This window comes from Clostridium manihotivorum (assembly GCF_004015185.1).
Taxonomy (GTDB): domain Bacteria; phylum Bacillota; class Clostridia; order Clostridiales; family Clostridiaceae; genus Clostridium_AR; species Clostridium_AR manihotivorum.
This window is the reverse complement of the sequence record NZ_CP025746.1, coordinates 3794043-3812088: the sequence shown is the minus strand read 5'-3', so window position 1 is coordinate 3812088 and position 18046 is coordinate 3794043. Positions and strand designations below refer to the sequence as shown.

The following is an 18046-nucleotide window of genomic DNA, read 5'->3' as shown; positions in this document are numbered from 1 at the left end:
GGTGAGTAAGATGGAGGTTAATGTTATTGAGCTTCTAGAATATCTCCAAGATATTGTTGAAAGTGCTGCTAAGGTACCTATAACAGGTAAAGTTGTAATTGATAAAAAAGAAGTATTGGAAGTTGTAGATCAAGTTATTAATTATCTACCGGATGAATTCAAAAAGGCTCAATGGGTCATGACAGAAAGAGAGAGAATCTTAGGAGAAGCTCAAAAAGAGTATGAAGCAGTTAAGAAACAAACTATGGATCTCTTGAAAAAACAAGTTGAAAATCATGATATTGTTAAAGAAGCCAATCTAAGAGCACAAGAAATAATAGCCTCAGCTCAAAGAGAAGCTAAGGCTATTAGGATTGGCGCAAGAGACTATGCTGACGAGATTTTAAGTCAATTAGAGAAAGAAATAGATGTAAAGACAAATGAAATATTGACTGTAATAAAAACCAATGTTGAAGCTCTAGCTACCAATATGAATAATGATATGGCAAAGGCATCAACTACAATAAGGGAAAATATTAAGGAGCTACGTAGCATCAAATAAGCTTTCTATGCTAAGACTTATTATAGTTATAATCATAAATATTAAGTAAGGTATCCAAAACTGCGTGTAATTAATGCTGTTGTTTGAGCTGAATGTAGGAATAGAGTTTATAAATAAAATACATATAATTAGTGTGATTAGTACTCCAATTAACCCTTGCAAAACTTTAGTTATAAAGTATCGTTTTACTGAAACTTTATATTTATAAAAGAAGGCATGGGTCTGTGCGATTATAGAGAAACCTCCGAAACAGCAGAAAAAACTTATAAGGCATAATTTTATTGTCATAGTTAAAGAACTACTAGTAATTATATTGCAACCGTTAGTAAGATCTAGGCTCCCTAATAATAAGGCAGACAGAAAATCTCTATTGATATTAAAATTTAATGTATTACTTGAAATAATGCTTGTTATGGCATTATTTTTTATTATAGAGATTAAGACTGCAAATATGATGACGTATCCGCCTACCATTAGGGTGCCGTTAATTGCATCATTTATGGATAGCTTAAAAGCTTCTCCAATATTTATAGGAGAGTGTTTAATCTTTAAATCAAATTTTCTTGTTTTTGTTTTATTTCTTGATAAAAGGCCTATTATGAAGAATGATAAATAATTTGCTGCTAGTATTATATATCCGTAGTAGATATTGTTTAACATTGAACTTGCTACTGAGCCTAGGATAAATATTGGTCCTGCATTAGAAGCTATGTTTAAAAGCCTTTTAAACTCAGATTCATCAATATATCCATTGGAGTATAGTTCTGCACTGTATTTTGCCCCTAAGGGATAACCACATAGCATGCTTGCTACAATGGCAAAACTGCAGTTTTTACTTAATCTAAGTGGCTTGCAGAGTATGGGGCCAAGCAGTTTTGAGTAAATAGCTATACCGTCAAAGGCAATGAGAAGGTTACATATTACTAAAAAAGGAAAAAGTGATGGTAATACAGCTTTTATAAAAAGTTCAGCACCTTGTAGGGCTGAATCCATACAACTTCTTGGATTTACCACAAAGTAAAAAATTAGAATAGTTAATGAAAAAGTTATGAAAATGCTTGTCCTACTAAAATGCAGCTTTGATAGAGTATAAAGTAATAATGCTGAGGCTGTGATTAATAAAAATATACTATACATGAGATCCCCCCTTATCTCATATATAGTATATTTTTTTTATTTTTATTCTATTTATAATTGGTTTATTTAATGAAAGTATTTAAATGTTTTCCACAAATGGACTTATTAAATAGTCAGAATTAAACTTTACACTAGGGTTTATCAATGAGTAAATATTTGTGGCATTGATATCTATTTGTAGCATTGTGTCTTCAATTTTTTTAGGTACTTTACTTATTATATTTATGTCAGAAGCTTTTTTTATTTCTTTTATAATCTTAGCGCCTGTTTTGTTTAGCGCAAGTACTCTCAAATAGTTAGGTTTAGTAAGTCTTAGAGTGCCGGTATCATAGTGTTCAAAGCCTAAGAAATATTGGCAAAGTAGCCTTGAAAGTCTAGTGTATGTATAACGTTTGCTTTTTACCTTCATGATCAGTTCATCGATAGAATATACGCTGTTAATTTCTTTTAAAAACTTATTGTCCAATCCCTCTCCGCTATCAGGAAGCTTTGAAAAAGAGTTAGGAGAAGTTAGAAGCTTATATTTTATATAAGACAGAAAATCATTACTAGATGGAAATTTGTCAACTGAAGCAAATGAGTCAATAATAATATTAACTGATGGTTCGGGCATATATTGATATAGTTCATTTAAATCTAAATTTGAGTATAGCAACTCTCTTATTGCTGTTGCACTAGCCAAGTTGCTTGATAGATCTTTATCGTTATAGGAAGAACCAATACGTTTTACTGTTAAAGGTTTAATTGAACTTTTCGATTTAATCATACTCTTGCAATATTCTATAGCTAATATGTTATTTGAAGAGGACAAGAGCTTTTCTAATTGTTCAGTTGAAAACTTGATATCTGTGTAATGATTAAAATATTCAATAAGACTTAATGATCTAGCTTTTACAAAAGAGTTGCCAGATGATAAGTACTTTTTTAAAATTTCCTTAAAAATAGCTGGTTCATCACATAAAATCTCAGCTATACTTCTTATTAGTTTCGTATCTCCAGCTTCACTTCCGAAGCAAAGTGAATTAACTACAGAAGTTTGAGTTAAAATATCTACTGCGCCTTTTGCAAAAAATTCTGCTGAAGATACAGCAAATACTGTTGGCAGTTCAACTACTAAATCTACTCCGTTAAGAACTGCCATTCTTGCTCTAGTCCATTTGTCCAATATAGCTGGAAGACCTCTTTGAACAAAATTGCCGCTCATGACACAAATTATGCCTTCTGCACCAGTTAACCTTTTAGTTTCTTCAAGATGAAGTTTGTGGCCGTTATGGAAAGGGTTATATTCTGTTATAATTCCTGCAATATTCATATTAGACCGTCCTTAATTAAATTATAAATATATAATACAACAATAATAGGATAGAATACATAAAGATTGTTATTTTTTTAAAATTCAGATAATTAATAATTATTCAAATATAAGAATAACTATGTTTTTGGCTTTATATGTTGAAATTAACTGGTGTTTAGGAGTATATTAGTATATGTAGATATTATCCGTTCGACTGAAAGGAGAAATGAACATGGAACTTATGAAGCAAATATGGGATATGGCACAAAAAGATATAAAGAAAATTGTGCTACCTGAGGGTGATGAGGAAAGAACACTCGTTGCATCTCAAAAGATTAGAGAAAATGGATTAGCAGAGGTAACTTTAGTAGGGTCTGAATCAGTTATCAGACAAAAGGCTGCAGATTTAGGAGTTGACTTAACTGGAGTAAATGTGGCTGACCCAGATACTTCAGATAAGCTTGGAATTTATATAAATGAATTTTATGAGCTTAGAAAAAGCAAAGGTATGACTCTTGAGAAAGCGGAAAAAATAGTTAGAGATCCATTGTATTTTGGTACAATGATGGTTAAGGTTGGAGACGCAGATGGAATGGTTTCAGGTGCTGTTCATACAACTGGAGATCTTTTAAGACCAGGTCTTCAAATTATAAAGACTGCACCAGGAGTATCAGTTGTATCAAGTTTCTTTATAATGATGGTACCTGGTTCTAAATATGGTGAACAAGGAATGCTATTATTCTCAGACTGTGCAGTTAACCCTAACCCAAATGTGGATCAACTTGCAGCGATAGCTATTGCAACTGCTGATACAGCAAAGAAATTATGTAAGATAGATCCTAAGGTAGCAATGCTATCATTCTCAACTATGGGTTCAGCTGACCATGAGGTTGTAGATAAGGTAAGAATGGCAACTGAAAAAGCTAAGGAATTAAGACCAGATCTTTTAATAGATGGAGAAATGCAATTAGATGCAGCTATAGTTGAAAAAGTTGCAAGCCAAAAGGCACCTAATAGTGATGTAGCTGGTAAAGCTAATGTTCTTATATTCCCAGATCTTCAAGCTGGAAATATAGGTTATAAACTTGTTCAAAGATTTGCAAATGCAGAAGCAATAGGACCAATCTGTCAAGGATTTGATAAGCCAATCAATGACTTATCAAGAGGTTGTAGTTCAGAAGATATTGTAAATGTAGTTGCACTTACTGCAGTTCAAGCTCAAACAAGATAAATAGGACATTTTAGTCATTTTAGGAGGAATAGAAATGAACATACTAGTAATTAATTGTGGAAGCTCATCTTTAAAATATCAATTAATAGATATGACTAAAGAAGAGGTTCTAGCTAAGGGACTTGTTGAAAGAATAGGAATAGAAGGCTCTATATTAACTCAAAAGGTTGAAGGTAGAGATAAATATGTAATTGAACAAAAAATGGCTGACCATAAGGATGCTATAAAGTTGGTTTTAGAAGCGCTTGTAGATAAAGAGAATGGCGTATTAAAGTCAATGGATGAGATATCAGCAGTTGGTCATAGAGTAGTTCATGGTGGAGAAAAGTACTCTAGTTCAGTGCTTATAAACGATGAAGTTATGAAGTACTTAGAAGAGTGTGTAAAATTGGCTCCACTTCATAACCCACCTAATATAATAGGAATAGAGGCGTGTAAGGCTTTAATGCCTAATACTCCAATGGCAGTTGTTTTTGATACAGCATTCCATCAAACAATGCCTGAATCATCATACCTTTATGCATTACCTTATGAATTATATAAGGAACACAATATAAGAAAGTATGGTTTCCATGGTACTTCTCATAAATATGTATCTGCTAAGGTTGCAGAAGTAATTGGAAAAGATCTATCTGAATTAAAGATAGTTACATGTCATTTAGGAAATGGATCAAGTTTAACTGCAATTAAAAATGGTAAATCAATAGATACATCAATGGGCTTTACGCCATTAGAAGGTGTTGCGATGGGAACAAGATCAGGAGATCTTGATCCTGCTGTGGTAACATTTATTATGGAAGAACTTGGCTATACTGTTGAACAAACAAACGAACTACTTAACAAAAAATCAGGAGTATTTGGCATATCTGGAGTAAGTAGTGACTTTAGAGATATTGAAACTGCAGCTGAAAATGGGAATGCAAGAGCACAGTTAGCTTTAGAGATATTCCGTTACAGAGTAAAGAAATATATAGGCTCATATGCTGCTGCTATGGGTGGCCTAGATGTAGTTGTATTTACTGCTGGAGTAGGTGAAAATGATCCGTTCACTAGAGAAGCATGCTGCAAAGGCTTGGAATTCCTAGGAATTGAAATAGATACTGCAAAGAATAACGTAAGAGGAAAAATTGCAGAAATAAGCAAGGAAAACTCAAGAGTTAAGGTGTTTGTAATACCTACAGATGAAGAAATGATGATAGCTAAAGATACACTTGAGTTAGTTAGAAAATAAAAAATAAAGTTCTTGACTTTTAAAAGTCATGTTTATATAATAAATTGTGTTGTCAGTAAAAATTACTAATTCTGCTGTAAGAATGGCTTGTCCATTCTTAAGCATGATGTGGAGTTGTACATATGATACTACAATTTTCAGATTTAATCAGCAAGAGAGAAAGAGTTAAAGCAATAGACTATGCCTTCGAGATGGGAAGTGTTGACCATGAAGGAGAGAAAATTAAAGCTATTGAGCCTGTAAAGGTAAAGGGTAAATTTTCTTTCGATGAAGGATTGTTAGAGTTGAACGTAGATGTAGATACTGTTTTAGATCTTTCTTGTTCAAGGTGCTTAGAAATCTTCTCATATCCAATACACATTAGTGTTAATGAGAGATTTACAAATAATTTATCAGATGAAGATGATGATTCTATCTTCGTTGATGGTGATACTATTGATATCACTGAAATAATTGCTAACAATATTATATCAGCCTTGCCTATAAAAAGACTTTGCAGTGAAAACTGTAAAGGACTGTGTCAGCAATGTGGAACGAACCTAAACAAAAAGCAATGTAGCTGTGACAACAACGAAATTGACATTAGATTAGCTAAATTGAATGATTTGTTTAGCAAATAAGGAGGTGTAATTATGGGAAATCCTGCTAGAAAAACATACAGAGCAAAGAGAGATTCAAGAAGAGCTCAAACTTTTAAGTTAAGCATACCTGGTATTGTTGAATGTCCACAATGCCATGAAATGAAATTAGCTCACAGAGTTTGTAAGAGCTGTGGATATTACAAGGGTAAAGAAGTAGTTGCTTCAGAACAATAAAGAAAGTCAATTGACTTTCTTTTCTTTATATACAATGAAAAAAACAAAATAGCTTTGTCAATATTGTTAAAGTCAACTTGCTGTATACATTATAGTTCATATCCTATTTCAGTTATTTGATTTTAATATTGTCCTAATGTATCCAAATAATTATAAGTGAAAATAAAATTATTTTAAATATTTAAGTAGAGAAATATAATTTTTGAGTAATATATAAAATTTTTAATTTACAAAGGGGTGATAAGATGAGAATAGCTATAGATGGTATGGGTGGAGATAATGCTCCTTCAGCTATTGTGGAAGGTTGTGTTATGGCACTTAAAGAATTCAACGATGTTGAGATTGTAATAACCGGCCCAGAAGACTTGCTAACAAGCGAATTCAGCAAATATGACTATGATAAGTCAAGAGTTGCAATATTAAATGCTACTGAAGTAATTAGTACAAATGAGCATCCAGTTATGGCTTTAAGAAAGAAAAAGGATTCAAGCTTGAATAAAGCTTTGAAACTTGTAAAAGATAAAGAATGTGATGCGGTTATTTCAAGTGGAAGTACTGGAGCTTTTTTAGCTGGTTGTACCTTAGTTATAGGAAGAATAAAAGGTATTGAAAGACCTGCTTTATCTCCAATAATGCCTGGAATGAAAGGCCCGTTCGTGGTAGTTGATGCTGGAGCAAATGTGGATTGTAAGCCTCAATACTTAAAACAGTTTGCTATAATGGGTAAAGTATATTATGAAAATGTAATAAATGTTCCCAATCCTACTGTTGCTTTAGTAAACATAGGAGCTGAGGAAGAAAAAGGAAATGAATTAACGAAAGAAACTTATAAGCTTTTGAAAAATTCTAACCTTAACTTTGTAGGTAATATAGAGCCAAGAGATATAACTGATGGCAATGTTAATGTAGTAGTATGTGATGGATTTGTAGGAAATACTGTTCTCAAAATGTATGAAGGCGTTGCATCAAATTTACTTGGAACTATCAAAACTGCATTACTTTCATCCTTAGTTACAAAAATAGGAGCATTGTTTATAATGCCAGTAATTAAGACTTTAAAGAATAAGTTTGACTATAAAGAATATGGTGGAGCGCCATTTTTAGGCGTTGATGGTATTTGTATAAAAGCACATGGAAGTTCTGATGCGAGAGCATTTAAGAATGCTATAAAACAATCTAGGATTTTCTATTTAAACGATACCCTTTCCAAGCTGAAAATTGAATTAGAAAATAATACTGATGATGAAAAATAAAAAAAATCAAATTAAATAATATTTTATTATAAATAATGCTTAGAGAGATATTGACGATGTAACGTATATATAATATTATCTAAGTAGATAAATTTTGGAGGTGCATTAAAGTGTTTGAAAGAATAAAAGGAATTATAGCAGATAAACTTAGTGTGAATGAGGATGATATTACACTTGAGGCTTCATTTATAGAGGATTTAGGAGCAGATTCATTAGATATAGTTGAACTTATTATGGCTTTAGAAGATGAACTAGAAATGGAAATCCCAGATGATGTAGCAGAAGGCTTTGTTACAGTTGGCGATGTAGTAGAGTATCTTAAAGAACATAGTGAAGAGTAATATATCCCGCCTAATGCGGGATTTTATTTTACTCTTAAGGAAATAATAAAATTAAGTTTATTCTTGAATGTGTTAAACACTTTATCTAGAAAATTAACATACTGAAGAATAAACCTTAAGGAGTTGAAATTTGTTAAATGTACGAGTTTAATATTGAAAAGATTGAAAGCAAACTTAATATTTATTTTGATAATAAGAAATTGCTTGAAACTGCATTAACTCATAGTTCTTATGCTAATCAGTATAAGGGCATAGATTATAACGAGAGGCTTGAGTTCTTAGGTGATTCGGTACTTCAGATCTGTATATCAGAATATCTGTTTAATAATTGTAAAGATAAGTCTGAAGGAGAGCTTACAAAGATGAGAGCGCTCATAGTTTGTGAAAACTCCCTTTATGAGGTAGCCAAGATTCTTGGCTTAGGAGATCTTATAAGGATGAGCAAAGGTGAAGAACTTACTGGAGGTAGAGAGAGAATCTCTATACAAGCAGACTGCTTAGAGGCTTTACTTGCTGCCATATATTTAGATAAAGGTTTGGAATATGCCCGCGGATTTATAATTGAGAATTTTGAACATGTTATTGCAGATGCAATAAATGATAAGATAGTGTTAGATTTTAAAACAAAGCTCCAAGAAAAACTTCAAGAAAATGGAGAGGTCAATATAAATTACGAGTTGATTAAATATGAAGGCCCACCACATAGAAGAAAGTTTTATACTAAGGTTTTGATTGGTGATAAAACAATAGGCGAAGGCGAGGGCTTTAGTAAGAAGGAAGCTGAACAACAATCTGCTAAAAAGGCGCTAAATTTCTTGGAGGGCAAAGATGAGTAAAAATTATTATATAATCCCTATATTTGTTCCTCACTTAGGCTGTCCTCATAATTGCGTGTTTTGCAACCAAAACAAAATCTCAGGTGAAGAGGGCGTAGTAGATAGTAGCTATGTAGAAAATACAGTAGAAGAATATTTGCAGACTATCAATAAAGTTGATTCAACAGTTGAAATTTCTTTCTTTGGAGGTACATTTACAGCAATCCCTTTATGGAAGCAAAAAGAACTTTTAGAAGTTGCTCGTGAATATAAAGACCTAGGAAAAATAAAATATATAAGGCTTTCTACAAGACCTGACTACATAGATGAAGATATTTTAAATCATCTAAAGGAATACAAGGTTGACATTATAGAACTTGGAGTGCAATCCTTAGATGAGGAAGTATTAAGAAAATCAGCTAGAGGACATTCGGAAGAAGATGTAGAAAGAGCATCAAAGCTTATAAAAGAATTTGGGTTTACTTTAGGTCATCAAGTTATGTTAGGGCTACCAGGCGATACCTTTGAAAAGGATATTTATACTGCAAAAAAATCAATTGATATGAAACCGGATATCTGCAGAATATATCCTGCATTAGTTATTAAAGATACTCCAATGGAAGAAATGCTGAAAAGAGAAGAATATAAGCCATATACATTAAATGAAGCAGTTGAAGTAGCTAAGAAAATATATAGCTTATATATTGAAAACAACGTTAATGTAATTAGAGTAGGTCTTCAGCCTACTGAAAATATTAACAGTGGTGGAGATATAATTGAAGGACCTTTTCATCCAGCGTTTAGAGAACTAGTTGAAGGTAGTATTTTGAATGAGCATATATATGATATATTAAGTAAGAAGAATGGTGAAGCTGTTATAAGAGTAAATAATAGATATATATCAAGGTTATATGCTAATAAAAAACAGTTTTTTAATGAATTAAGAAGTAAATTAAATGGTATTAATATAAAGGTTGTAATAGATAATAATTTACCGATAGGCCAGATAAATATAGATACCAATAATGATACGGAAGTAATTTCTATTTAGATTAACCTTAGAGGCCACTCTAAGGTTTTCTTTTTCCCTACCATTGATATTTTACTTTATTTACTATAAACTAATATAGAATAAGGAGTGGGTAATATGAAGAAGAAAACAAGAAGGACAATAACAAATGTCGTGATGTTTATTATTATTTTATCATTTATTATGGGATTATTTTATCAGTTCGTAGGAAGATAAGGAGTGGACATATGTTTCTAAAGTCTCTTGAGATTAGGGGATTTAAGTCATTTGCAGATAAAACAGAATTAAAATTTAAAAAAGGTGTTACAGCAGTGGTTGGTCCTAATGGAAGTGGTAAAAGCAATATTTCTGATGCTGTAAGATGGGTTTTAGGAGAGCAAAGCATTAAAACGCTAAGAGGCGGTAAGATGGAAGATGTTATATTTGCTGGTACACAATTTAGAAAGCCCGTTGGACTTGCTCAGGTTTCGCTTACCTTAGATAATACTGATGGAGAACTCCCTATCGAGTATAATGACGTTACTGTAACTAGAAGAATATACAGGTCTGGAGAAGCGGAATATTTAATAAATAATTCCCAATGCAGATTGAAAGATATAACTACCTTGTTTATGGATACAGGTATAGGTAAAGAAGGATACTCACTTATTGGACAAGGTAAAATTGAAGCTATACTTAGTGGTCGTCCTGAAGAGAGAAGAGCTCTGTTGGAAGAGGCTGCTGGTATAGTCAAATTCAAATCTAGAAAACATGAAGCTGAGAAAAAGCTAGAAAATACTGAACAAAACTTAATAAGAATTAACGATATTCTATCTACTTATGAGGAAAGAATAGAGCCCTTGAGGATAGAAAGTGAGAAGGCTGCAAAATTTATTGAACTTTCCAATGACTTAAAAGGAAAAGAAATTTCGCTTGTCGTAAGGCATATAGAAAAGTTTGATGAAACAATAAACCTTCAAGGAAATAAGATAGATAATCTAATAAGTGAAAATGAAAAGCTTAAACTTGAATTGGGTGAAGTTAAAAATAAGACAGCTAGTTTAAATAATCAATTAGAAAAGCTAGAAAGTTTGTCTAGCGAAGATAGAGAATTGTATTATAAAAATAAGGAAGCTTCTGGCGAACTTCAAAAGCAGATAGATATTTTAGAGGAAAGAGTTAAAAATATTGAGTTAAATATAGATAACAATGCTAAAGAGATAAATAGCTTATCTGAAAAGGTACTTTCAATTGAAAAAGAAAAAGAAGAACATGTAGCCTATTTAAATGAGAAGCTAAATGAGCAGAAAACTATAGATGAGGAAACAAAAGCTTTAGAAAAAGAACTTTCAGAACTTTCTAATATGCTAAGATCAAAGGAAGATAAGATAAAACTATTAAGAGATGAGGAGTTTGAAAATATTCAAGCAGCTTCAGAACTTAAAAATAGTAGAACAATGCTTGCTAGCCAAATAAAAGCATTAGAAGAATCAATAGATAATTTACATAACAACAGTTCCAATCTGGAAAGTTCTCTTAAGATAAATGTATCTACTAAGCTTATGCTTGAAGAAAAGGTGCTAGCTCTTAAGGAAGAGATTGAAAGATTAGAATATACAGTTAAGGAAAATAATAAAGCTATAGGTATACTTTTAAGTAAGAATACTAAAAATGATGGGAGACTTAAAGCTTTAAATGCTGAAAAAAGCAAACTTGAAGCTAATAAGACCATACTATCTAATTTAGAAAAGCAGTATGAGGGATACAATAAATCAGTTAAGATATTGATGGAACATATCGATAAGGGGTACTTAGGAAACAACTTTTCTAGTTGCTCAGTAATTGGTGAAATTATTTCTGTTGATAAGTTATACGAAACTGCAATTGAAATAGCTTTGGGTAGTTCGATATCTAATGTTGTTACTGAAGATGAAAACAGTGCAAAGAGACTTATTGAGTATTTGAAAGAAAAGAAACTTGGAAGAGCTACCTTTTTGCCTTTAACCATAATAAGAGGTACTAAGCTTCAGCTTGATAGAAGAATTACTGAAGCAGAAGGTTACATAGGAATTGCTTCAGACTTACTTTCTTATGATAAGAAGTATGAGAAAGCAATTAATTATGTATTAGGTAGAACTATTATATGTAAGGATATGAATAGTGCCCTTAGTATTTCTAAAATAAGTGGATACTCTCATAAAATTGTAACTTTACAAGGCGAAATTATTAATCCAGGTGGATCTTTGACTGGTGGAAGCGTGTATCATAAACATACAAGCATAATAAGCAGAAAAAGAGAAATTGAAGATATTACAAATGAACTTTTAAAGGTTGAAGCTTCAATAGAAGAACTTTTATCGCTTATATCTCAGGGAAGAGAAGAGATAAAGAAATTGGATGAAGGTAATCTAAATCTTAAAGATGAAAGTCATTTTAAAAGTATTGAAATAGCGAAGTTAGATAGCGAAATCGATAATATAGAAAAGGATACCTTAAAGCTTAGAAATAATATAAAAATTGCTCAAAGTGAAAGACTAAATATCGAAACAAGATTAAATAATTACAAGAAGGAATTAGAAAATAGTAATTCAAAAAGTGCATCTTTGGATGAAAAATTAATATCCTATAGGGAACAATTTGAGCTTATTTCTAAGGAAGCTGATGAATTAACTTTAAAGACAAATGAGCAGAAGGAACTATTAACAGGTAAAAAGATTATAAAAGCTAAGATAGATGAGTCTATATCAAATGTAAGAAGAGAAGCAGACAGATTAGTTGGTGAAGTTAAAGAGGTAAGAAATAAAATAACTTCTTTAGAAGAATTAAATAAGAATAATATAGTTATAAAAGACAAATCTATATTGAATATTGAAGAAAATAGGAATAATATTGTTATCTATAGTAAGAGTATTGAAGAATTAGAAAATAAATTTAAGGAATATAATGTAGAAAAGATTAAGATTAAAGATAATATAAAGTTATACGAAGGAAACGTAGAAAATCTTACTATTGATATAAATAAAAAGGAAGAAGAAATACATAAATCAGAACTTGTAAAAGCTAAGCAAGAGGTTGAAAAAGAAAATTTATTATTAAAACTTAACGACGAAATGAATCTCACCTTTGCTGAGGCGGTAGATTTGGCTGATAAGGAATTTGACGAAGCTTTATTTAGTAGTGAAGTATCTAAATTAAAGTCAGCAATAAATAGATTGGGTACTGTTAATGTAAGTGCTATTGAAGAGTACAAAGAATTGTCGGAGAAGTATCGATTTATGTCCACAGAAAGAGAAGACCTGGAAAAAGGAAAAGTTGAGCTTATTTCTGTAATTGATGAGATGACAGAAAAAATGAAGGAAGTCTTTAAGGAAAACTTTGTTATCCTTAATGAAAACTTCAATAAGACCTTTATAGAGCTTTTTAAAGGTGGAAGTGCTGAGCTAATTTTATCAGATGGTGATGAACTTACTGCTAATATTGATATAAATGTTCAACCACCAGGTAAAAAACTTCAAAATATTAATTTGATGTCAGGTGGAGAAAAGGTGCTTTCAGCTATCGCATTGCTATTCGCAATACTTAAAATGAAACCTACGCCATTCTGTATCTTAGATGAAATTGAGGCGGCGCTTGATGATGCGAATGTATATAGATATGCAGAGTTTTTACAAAAGTTTTCTTCTAACATTCAGTTTATCGTTATAACTCATAGAAAAGGAACTATGGAAGCTAGTGATATAATGTACGGTGTTACTATGGAAGAAAGAGGAGTATCAAAAGTGGTATCAGTAGATTTAACAAATTAGGAGGCATTTTTATGTTTGGAGGATTATTTGACAAATTAAAATCAGGACTTAGTAAGACAAGAGATGTACTTACTGATAGGATTACAGAAGTATTAAACTTGGCGGTAACAATTGATGAAGATCTTTATGATGAATTGGAGGAAATACTGATAACCTCAGATATTGGTATGGATACTACTGTAGAAATAATTGATAGACTTAAAGCTAGGATAAAAGCAGAAAAAATTAAAGATCCTACAGAAGTTAAGCCATGCTTAAAAAGTGTTATTGGTGATATGCTAAAAGAAGGAGAAAAAGAAGAGAATCTTGATAATAAGCAAAAAGTAATGCTTGTTATTGGGGTAAATGGTGTTGGAAAGACAACTTCTATAGGTAAGCTTGCATCAAAATATAATAATGAAGGAAAAAAGGTTATTTTAGCTGCTGCTGATACCTTTAGAGCAGCAGCAGCTGATCAACTTGAAATATGGAGTGAAAGAGCAGGCGTTGATATTGTTAGACATCAGGAAGGTTCAGATCCTGCTGCAGTAGTATATGATGGAATCCAAGCTGCGAAGTCAAGAAATATGGATATTCTTATTTGTGATACAGCAGGAAGACTTCATAATAAGAAAAATCTAATGAATGAACTTTCTAAAATTAATAGAATAATAGATAGAGAGTTTGCAGAAGCATCAAAGGAAACACTGCTTGTTTTAGATGCCACTACTGGACAAAATGCAGTAATTCAAGCAAAACAATTTATGGAGGCTTGCCCTATAGATGGTATAGTATTAACTAAATTAGATGGTACTGCTAAGGGTGGGGTTGTTATTTCTATAAAAAATTCACTTAACATTCCTGTAAAGTATATTGGGGTAGGTGAAGGCGTAGAGGATCTTCAAGAATTTGATCCTCAAGGCTTTGCAGATGCGTTATTTTAAAAAATAAAATACTGTTAAGTAAAAATACTTGACAGTACTATTTTCTTCTGATAATATATTCTTTGTGAGTAAGGTGATTATATGAATGATAGATTTGAAATTTCTTTGCTTTTAGATTATTACATGGAATTATTAACTGAGAAACAACAGGATATAATGAATATGTATTATAACGATGATTTTTCATTAGCAGAGATTGCTGAGATTAACAATACAAGTCGTCAAGCTATTCATGACTTGATAAAAAGATGCGATAAAACGCTTATAAGTTATGAAGAAAAATTAAAGCTTTTGGAAAAAAGCAATATAAGAAAAACAAAGAAGAATGAAATTGTTGAAAAACTTACTAACGAATATATGTTGTCAAAAGAATTAGTAGATGATATAGATGAAATGCTAGAAGAAATTATTAATTCGTAGGAGGGGTAACATGGCAGCTTTTGAAGGTTTAGCGTCTAAACTGCAAGATACGCTTAAAAAGCTTAGAGGAAAAGGTAAACTAACTGAAAAAGATATAAAAGAAGCCATGAGAGAGGTAAAGCTCGCATTACTAGAAGCTGATGTAAACTTTAAGGTTGTTAAGAAGTTCGTAGCAACTGTCAGTGAAAAATGCGTAGGATCTGAAGTTTTAGAAAGCCTTACACCAGGACAACAAGTTATAAAGATCGTTAATGATGAGCTTACTAATTTAATGGGAACCACTGAAAGTAAATTAAATTATGCAGACAATGGTCCTACAGTTTTCATGATGGCTGGACTCCAAGGTGCTGGTAAAACCACAATGTGTGGAAAACTAGCTCTTCATATGAGAAAGAAGAATAAAAAACCATTATTGATAGCCTGTGATATTTATAGACCAGCTGCAATAAAACAACTTGAAGTTGTTGGTAAGCAAATTGATATACCTGTTTTCTCCATGGGAGATAAAGTTCCAGCAGTGGATATTGCAAAAGCTGGTATAGCTCATGCCAAGGAACATGGTTACAATTTAGTTATTATAGATACTGCAGGTAGACTACATATAGATGAAGAACTTATGCAGGAACTTAAAGATATAAAAACAGCAGTAAATCCTAATGAGATTTTACTTGTTGTAGACTCTATGACAGGACAAGACGCAGTAAATGTTGCTGAAACTTTTAATGCTTCACTAGATGTCACAGGAACAATACTTACAAAGCTTGATGGTGATACAAGAGGTGGTGCTGCTCTTTCAATAAGAAGCATTACTGAAAAACCAATAAAGTTTGCAGGTGTTGGAGAAAAGATGAATGATATAGAAGTATTCCACCCTGATAGAATGGCTTCAAGAATCCTAGGTATGGGTGATGTGTTATCACTTATAGAAAAAGCTCAAGCTGCTATAGATGAAAAGGAAGCAAAAGAGCTCAGTGAAAGAATGATGAATCAAGAGTTTAATTTTAACGATTTCTTAACTGCTATGGATCAGATGAAAAAGCTAGGGCCTATGACTAAAATGCTAGAAATGGTTCCAGGGGTTAATAGTAAAATGTTAGAAGGTTTAGATCTTGGGGATACTGAAAAGCAGTTGGCTAAAACTAAAGCTATGATTCAATCGATGACAGCTAAGGAAAGAAAAAATCCTAATTTAGTGTCGGGATCTTCTTCAAGAAAGAAGAGAATAGCCGTTGGTTCTGGTTCTACTATTCAAGAAATAAATAAGCTTTTAAAAAGTTTTGAAATGATGAAAAAGCAAATGAAGCAATTTAAATCAATGCAAAAAGGTGCTAAAAAAGGACTGTTTGGTAAAATGCCTTTCTTTAGCTAGAATATATATTATCCTTTAAAGGAGGTGAAATTAATGGCAGTAAAGATAAGACTAAGAAGAATGGGATCTAAAAAAGCTCCTTTCTACAGAGTAATAGTAGCTGATTCAAGAAGTCCAAGAGACGGAAGATTCATCGAAGAAATAGGATATTACAATCCAATCACTCAACCTGAAGCAGAAGTTAAGATAGATGCTGAAAAGGCTGCAAAGTGGTTAAACAACGGTGCTCAACCTACTGATATAGTTAAAAAGCTTTTTGTTAAAGCTGGAATAAACAAGTAAAACTTTTAGGAGGTGAATTCTGCTTAGGATTCTCCTAAAGCAGAAGTTTATGAAGACACTAGTAGAAGTTATTGCTAAATCACTTGTTGACGACCCAGATTCTGTTCAGGTTAATGAGATAGCCGGTGAACAATCTATAATAATTGAACTCAAGGTTGCTCCTGAGGATATGGGGAAAGTTATAGGAAAGCAAGGCAGAATTGCTAAAGCTATAAGAACAGTAGTTAAAGCTGCAGCTGTTAAAGACAATAAAAGAGTTGTAGTTGAGATCATTTAATAAGAGTTAGGGTTTCCTAGCTCTTTTTCCACATACTCTTAAAATGTTTTGTTGAGGTGAGCTTATGAAGGATTTTTTAAAAGTAGGTCAGATAGTTAACACTCATGGTATAAAAGGAGAAGTTAAGGTGTTTCCTTTAACTGATGATGTAACAAGATTTGATGATTTAAAAGAAATTTTAATTGATGATAAAGAAGCAGAGATTGAATGGGTGAAATATCAGAAGGATAGAGTAATCATTAAGATAAAAGGCGTAGATTCAATGAATGACGCCGAAAAGCTTAAGCAAAGATATATAAAGGTTTCAAGAGAACATGCAGTGGAGCTTCCAGAGGATACATATTTTATATCAGATCTTATTGGGTGTAAGGTTTACGATACAGAAGGTTTTAATTATGGAGATGTATACGATGTTTTGCAAACTGGTAGTAACGATGTATATTGGGTAAAAGGTAATAAAGAAATCTTAGTACCTGTACTTAAAGAAATTGTGCTAGATATAAATGTTAAAGATAAAAAAATTGTTATTAAACCTTCAGGAGAATGGCAAGATGAAGATTAGTATTCTTACCCTTTTTCCAGAGATGTTCAATGTATTTGAGCATAGTATAATAGGAAGAGCAAGGAACAATGGTATCCTAGATATTAATACTGTTAATATCAGAGATTATTCTACCAACAAACACAAAAAGGTAGACGACTATCCTTATGGTGGTGGTGCTGGGATGGTTATGAGTGCTCAACCAGTAGTAGACTCTATTAAAGCTGTAAAGCAAAATGAGAACTCAAAAGTTATATTTTTAGGACCTAGAGGGAAGACCTTCAATCAGGAGATAGCAAAGGAATTATCAAAGCTTGATGAGCTTATTTTTGTTTGTGGCCATTACGAAGGAATTGATGAAAGAGCTTATAAGTATTTTGATATGGAGTTATCTCTAGGGGACTTTGTGCTTACTGGCGGTGAAATGGCGGCCATTCCTATAGTTGATAGTATATGTAGGTTAATACCAGGAGTATTAAGCAGTGAAGAGAGCTTTACCGAGGAATCCTTCTATAGTGGACTTTTAGAACATCCCCAGTACACTAGACCTGAAGTATTTGAGGGAGAAGCTGTTCCTAGTGTACTTTTATCAGGTCATCACGAGAACATTAGGAAGTATAGAAGACAAATATCTCTTGCAATAACAAAAGAAAGAAGACCGGATTTGTTTAAGTGTGTCAAATTAAGCAAAGAAGATATAAAGCTTCTTAAAGATTATGAAAAACATATTGATTAAATAAATTAGTTATGTTAAAATTACC

19 protein-coding genes are annotated in these 18046 nt (G+C 32.1%); 17 read left to right on the top strand and 2 right to left on the bottom strand.

Translation table 11 applies throughout. From position 1 onward, the window contains the following. The first annotated feature begins 1 nt into the window (after position 1). A complete protein-coding gene (locus C1I91_RS17215; RefSeq protein ID WP_128213973.1) occupies positions 2 to 541 on the top strand; it encodes an ATPase in 540 nt (179 codons plus the stop codon). Here the strand turns inward: C1I91_RS17215 and ylbJ are convergent. Together ylbJ and C1I91_RS17205 are read right to left on the bottom strand one after the other, a co-directional pair. Next, positions 524 to 1678, bottom strand: a complete 1155-nt coding sequence (ylbJ, locus tag C1I91_RS17210) for a sporulation integral membrane protein YlbJ (protein ID WP_128213972.1) — start codon at positions 1676 to 1678, stop codon at positions 524 to 526. The genes C1I91_RS17215 and ylbJ overlap by 18 nt on opposite strands. 79 nt (positions 1679 to 1757) lie before the next feature. Continuing rightward, positions 1758 to 2990 (bottom strand): nucleotidyltransferase, encoded by a 1233-nt coding sequence (locus C1I91_RS17205; protein ID WP_128213971.1) that lies wholly within the window; start codon positions 2988 to 2990, stop codon positions 1758 to 1760. Positions 2991 to 3204: 214 nt separating this feature from the next. Between C1I91_RS17205 and pta the strand changes: the two genes are divergently transcribed. The 16 genes from pta to trmD all read left to right on the top strand — a co-directional run bounded on the left by pta (position 3205) and on the right by trmD (position 18021). Next, the gene (gene pta / locus C1I91_RS17200) at positions 3205 to 4203 is read left to right on the top strand and encodes a phosphate acetyltransferase (RefSeq protein WP_128213970.1); all 999 of its coding nucleotides are present in this window, start codon (positions 3205 to 3207) and stop codon (positions 4201 to 4203) included. Positions 4204 to 4237: 34 nt separating this feature from the next. Beyond that, positions 4238 to 5434, top strand: a complete 1197-nt coding sequence (locus C1I91_RS17195; protein ID WP_128213969.1) for an acetate/propionate family kinase — start codon at positions 4238 to 4240, stop codon at positions 5432 to 5434. Between the two features lie 122 nt (positions 5435 to 5556). Then, a complete protein-coding gene (locus tag C1I91_RS17190; RefSeq protein WP_128213968.1) occupies positions 5557 to 6054 on the top strand; it encodes a YceD family protein in 498 nt (165 codons plus the stop codon). A 12-nt stretch (positions 6055 to 6066) separates the two neighbouring features. Further along, positions 6067 to 6249: a 50S ribosomal protein L32 gene (rpmF, locus tag C1I91_RS17185; RefSeq protein WP_128213967.1), complete on the top strand. Its 183-nt coding sequence runs from the start codon at positions 6067 to 6069 to the stop codon at positions 6247 to 6249. Between the two features lie 245 nt (positions 6250 to 6494). Then, on the top strand, positions 6495 to 7502 hold the full coding sequence (gene plsX, locus C1I91_RS17180; RefSeq protein ID WP_128213966.1) for a phosphate acyltransferase PlsX: 1008 nt from the start codon (positions 6495 to 6497) through the stop codon (positions 7500 to 7502). Positions 7503 to 7612: 110 nt separating this feature from the next. Continuing rightward, positions 7613 to 7843: an acyl carrier protein gene (acpP, locus tag C1I91_RS17175; RefSeq protein ID WP_128213965.1), complete on the top strand. Its 231-nt coding sequence runs from the start codon at positions 7613 to 7615 to the stop codon at positions 7841 to 7843. 137 nt (positions 7844 to 7980) lie between these two features. Continuing rightward, entirely contained in the window at positions 7981 to 8679 is a 699-nt protein-coding gene (gene rnc, locus C1I91_RS17170) for a ribonuclease III (RefSeq protein ID WP_128213964.1), read from the top strand. After that, positions 8672 to 9709, top strand: a complete 1038-nt coding sequence (locus C1I91_RS17165; RefSeq protein ID WP_128213963.1) for an elongator complex protein 3 — start codon at positions 8672 to 8674, stop codon at positions 9707 to 9709. Before rnc ends, C1I91_RS17165 begins: the two co-directional genes overlap by 8 nt. Positions 9710 to 9915: 206 nt before the next feature. Continuing rightward, positions 9916 to 13473, top strand: a complete 3558-nt coding sequence (gene smc, locus C1I91_RS17160; RefSeq protein WP_128213962.1) for a chromosome segregation protein SMC — start codon at positions 9916 to 9918, stop codon at positions 13471 to 13473. Positions 13474 to 13484: 11 nt separating this feature from the next. Next, a complete protein-coding gene (gene ftsY, locus C1I91_RS17155) occupies positions 13485 to 14396 on the top strand; it encodes a signal recognition particle-docking protein FtsY (protein ID WP_128213961.1) in 912 nt (303 codons plus the stop codon). A gap of 81 nt (positions 14397 to 14477) precedes the next feature. Further along, positions 14478 to 14816, top strand: a complete 339-nt coding sequence (locus C1I91_RS17150; protein WP_128213960.1) for a putative DNA-binding protein — start codon at positions 14478 to 14480, stop codon at positions 14814 to 14816. Positions 14817 to 14826: 10 nt separating this feature from the next. Then, positions 14827 to 16185, top strand: coding sequence for a signal recognition particle protein (gene ffh, locus C1I91_RS17145; RefSeq protein WP_128213959.1), 1359 nt, complete (start codon positions 14827 to 14829; stop codon positions 16183 to 16185). A 33-nt stretch (positions 16186 to 16218) separates the two neighbouring features. Next, a complete protein-coding gene (rpsP, locus tag C1I91_RS17140; RefSeq protein WP_128213958.1) occupies positions 16219 to 16467 on the top strand; it encodes a 30S ribosomal protein S16 in 249 nt (82 codons plus the stop codon). Between the two features lie 49 nt (positions 16468 to 16516). After that, a complete protein-coding gene (locus C1I91_RS17135; RefSeq protein ID WP_128213957.1) occupies positions 16517 to 16744 on the top strand; it encodes a KH domain-containing protein in 228 nt (75 codons plus the stop codon). A 64-nt stretch (positions 16745 to 16808) separates the two neighbouring features. After that, on the top strand, positions 16809 to 17306 hold the full coding sequence (gene rimM, locus C1I91_RS17130) for a ribosome maturation factor RimM (protein WP_128213956.1): 498 nt from the start codon (positions 16809 to 16811) through the stop codon (positions 17304 to 17306). Then, a complete protein-coding gene (gene trmD / locus C1I91_RS17125) occupies positions 17296 to 18021 on the top strand; it encodes a tRNA (guanosine(37)-N1)-methyltransferase TrmD (protein ID WP_128213955.1) in 726 nt (241 codons plus the stop codon). The genes rimM and trmD overlap by 11 nt, the downstream gene beginning before the upstream one ends. The last annotated feature ends 25 nt before the right edge of the window (positions 18022 to 18046 follow it).

Excerpts from the sequence above, each read along its gene's own strand:
- rimM (WP_128213956.1), top strand. The coding sequence starts at position 16,809 with ATGAAGGATTTTTTAAAAGTAGGTCAGATAGTTAACACTCATGGTATA.
- C1I91_RS17150 (WP_128213960.1), top strand. The coding sequence starts at position 14,478 with ATGAATGATAGATTTGAAATTTCTTTGCTTTTAGATTATTACATGGAA.
- rpmF (WP_128213967.1), top strand. The coding sequence starts at position 6,067 with ATGGGAAATCCTGCTAGAAAAACATACAGAGCAAAGAGAGATTCAAGA.
- ftsY (WP_128213961.1), top strand. The coding sequence starts at position 13,485 with ATGTTTGGAGGATTATTTGACAAATTAAAATCAGGACTTAGTAAGACA.
- C1I91_RS17205 (WP_128213971.1), bottom strand. The coding sequence starts at position 2,990 with ATGAATATTGCAGGAATTATAACAGAATATAACCCTTTCCATAACGGC.
- ylbJ (WP_128213972.1), bottom strand. The coding sequence starts at position 1,678 with ATGTATAGTATATTTTTATTAATCACAGCCTCAGCATTATTACTTTAT.
- C1I91_RS17195 (WP_128213969.1), top strand. The coding sequence starts at position 4,238 with ATGAACATACTAGTAATTAATTGTGGAAGCTCATCTTTAAAATATCAA.
- C1I91_RS17165 (WP_128213963.1), top strand. The coding sequence starts at position 8,672 with ATGAGTAAAAATTATTATATAATCCCTATATTTGTTCCTCACTTAGGC.
- C1I91_RS17135 (WP_128213957.1), top strand. The coding sequence starts at position 16,517 with ATGAAGACACTAGTAGAAGTTATTGCTAAATCACTTGTTGACGACCCA.
- ffh (WP_128213959.1), top strand. The coding sequence starts at position 14,827 with ATGGCAGCTTTTGAAGGTTTAGCGTCTAAACTGCAAGATACGCTTAAA.
- trmD (WP_128213955.1), top strand. The coding sequence starts at position 17,296 with ATGAAGATTAGTATTCTTACCCTTTTTCCAGAGATGTTCAATGTATTT.
- pta (WP_128213970.1), top strand. The coding sequence starts at position 3,205 with ATGGAACTTATGAAGCAAATATGGGATATGGCACAAAAAGATATAAAG.
- smc (WP_128213962.1), top strand. The coding sequence starts at position 9,916 with ATGTTTCTAAAGTCTCTTGAGATTAGGGGATTTAAGTCATTTGCAGAT.
- rnc (WP_128213964.1), top strand. The coding sequence starts at position 7,981 with ATGTACGAGTTTAATATTGAAAAGATTGAAAGCAAACTTAATATTTAT.
- plsX (WP_128213966.1), top strand. The coding sequence starts at position 6,495 with ATGAGAATAGCTATAGATGGTATGGGTGGAGATAATGCTCCTTCAGCT.
- rpsP (WP_128213958.1), top strand. The coding sequence starts at position 16,219 with ATGGCAGTAAAGATAAGACTAAGAAGAATGGGATCTAAAAAAGCTCCT.
- C1I91_RS17190 (WP_128213968.1), top strand. The coding sequence starts at position 5,557 with ATGATACTACAATTTTCAGATTTAATCAGCAAGAGAGAAAGAGTTAAA.